The 2,209-nt window shown below is 77.3% G+C and carries 1 protein-coding gene; it reads left to right on the top strand.

The genetic code is table 11. The annotated features are described in order from the left end of the window. Nucleotides 1-1,869 (top strand): tetratricopeptide repeat protein (locus ABZ873_RS34100; RefSeq protein WP_360880749.1); only part of this gene is annotated, 1,869 nt, incomplete at its 5' end. Nucleotides 1,870-2,209: the final 340 nt, after the last annotated feature.

The following is a 2,209-nucleotide window of genomic DNA, read 5'->3' as shown; positions in this document are numbered from 1 at the left end:
CCCCGCGGCGCGCGGGGAAACGTCGGACTCTTGCCGTCGGTGGCAACGAGCGGGCTGCTGCTGCGGCGGCTGCCCCTGGCCGGGCGGGCCTCCCTCGGCGGGGCGGCGGCGGCCGCGCTGGCGGACGTACCGGAGTCGGCGGCCCTGCGCACGCTGGAGGAGCTGGGGGAGGCGGGGCTCATCGAGCGGGTGCGCGGGCAGCGGTTCCGGATGCACGACGCGGTACGGGCCTACGCGGCGGCCCGGCTCGCGGCGGACGGGGACCGGGCGGAGGCGACGGCGGCGCACGAACGGCTGATCCGGACCTACGCGCAGCTCGCGGACGCGGTGATCCGGATGGTCGACGGGAAGATGTCCACGCGGGCGAACCAGTTCGGCGGCCACGGTTTCACCTCGCTGGACGCGGCCCTGCGCTGGCTGGACGACGAGTCGAGCTTCATCACGGCGGCGCTGCGGCACGCGGAGGACGTGGACCAGCAGGCGGTACTGGACCTGCTCGGGGCGCTGTGCGACTTCTGCCTGCTGCGCGGGGACCTGTACCGGCTGGGCGAGATCGACGAGCTGACCCGCGCCGTCACGGCCGGCCACCCGGGGCGGGCGGCCTCGCGCGGGCGGCTGGCGCGGTCGGTGCAGTGGCGTACGGGCATCGCGGCGCGGCAGCTCGGCGAGCTGGACAAGGCGCGCACCACGCTGACCTCGGTGGTGGACCAGTACATGGAGGCCCGCCAGGAGGCCGGGGCGGCGATGGCGCTGATCTCGCTCGGGATCACCCTGCACCACCAGGGCAATCTGCCGGAGGCGGCGGTGCGCATCCGGGAGGCGCTGGTGCTCCAGCAGGCGCCGGAGCTGGCGGGCGACCGGGCGTGGGGGCTGCACGCGCTGGCGGCGGTGGAGCGGGACCAGGCGCACCTGGCGGAGGCGGAGCGCCTGCTGGAGACCTCGCTGGCGCTGCACCGGGAGAACGAGAGCGTGCACGGGGAGGCGTGGGCGCACTTCCAGCTGGGCCAGGTGCGGCTGCGCCACGGGGACGTGGCGCGGGCCGAGGAGGAGCTGGAGCGCGCGCTGCACCTGTACGGCCGGACCCGCGACGACCGCGGCGAGGCGTGGGCCCTGACGCAGCTGGGCCGGGCCCGGGTGGTGGCCGGGGACCCGGGGCCGGCGGTGGAGCGGCTGCGGGAGGCGCTGGCGCGGCACCGGGAGGCGGAGGACGTGCGCGGGGAGGCGTGGACGCAGTACTACCTCGGGCAGGCGCTGGAGGTCGGCGGCGAGCGCGACGAGGCGGTACGGGAGCTGGAGCGGGCCCGCACGATGTTCTCGCGGATGCGGGACGTGTACGGGCTGGCGCACGCGCGGCACCACTCGGGCCGGGTCACGCGGGACCAGCGGGCGGCGCGTACGGGCAACCTGCGCAACTCCGGCTTCGCGCGGCAGCTGCTGGTGGACGCGCGGGCGGACTTCCAGCGGATCGGGCTGGCGCACGGCGAGGCGTGGACCTGCGTGGAGCTGGCGGTGGTGGACGCGGGCAACGGGCGGCTGTCGCAGGCGCTGGGTCTGTGCGAGGAGGCCGTGCGTCTTTTCATTTCGTACGGGGACCGGCGCGGGGAGGACTGGGCGCGCTTCCTGCGGTGCACGCTGCTGCCGTACGCGGGCCCCGGCGGGCCGGGGGCCACGGAGGAGGCGCGGGCGGAACTGGCGCGGCTGGCGCAGACCCGCCACCCGGCGCGTGACGGGAGGCTGGAGGACTGCCTGGAGACGTACGGGGTGGTCCTGGGCCGCGGGGTGGACCCCACGGAGGGCTGGCAGGCATGGCGCCTCGGCCTGATCCCGAACCTCCACTCCCGCGAACTCATGGGCGTCCCGAGGCCGTGACGGGACGGGGCGCGGCCGGGCGCCGGGCACGGCCGGAAGCCGGGCACGGCCGGGAGCCCGGCACGGGCAGGAGCCCGGCACGGCCGGGAGCCCGGCACGGGCAGGAGCCCGGCACGGGCAGGAGCCCGGCACGGACAGGAGCCCGGCACGGACAGGAGCCGGACACGGCCGGGGGCCGGGCGCGGGCAGGGGCCGGGCGCGGGCAGGGGCCTGGCACGGCCGGAAGCCCGGCACGGGCAGGAGCCCGGCACGGGCAGGAGCCCGGCACGGGCAGGAGCCGGGCGCTGACGAGGTCTTCGAGATCTCCGCCACCGTGTTCCGCGAAGGGCACGACGCCGTC

The sequence above is a fragment of the Streptomyces sp. NPDC047014 genome (genome assembly GCF_040644195.1).
Taxonomy (GTDB): domain Bacteria; phylum Actinomycetota; class Actinomycetes; order Streptomycetales; family Streptomycetaceae; genus Streptomyces.
The sequence above is the reverse complement of the archived record's forward strand: the minus strand, read 5'-3'. Positions and strand labels throughout refer to the sequence as shown.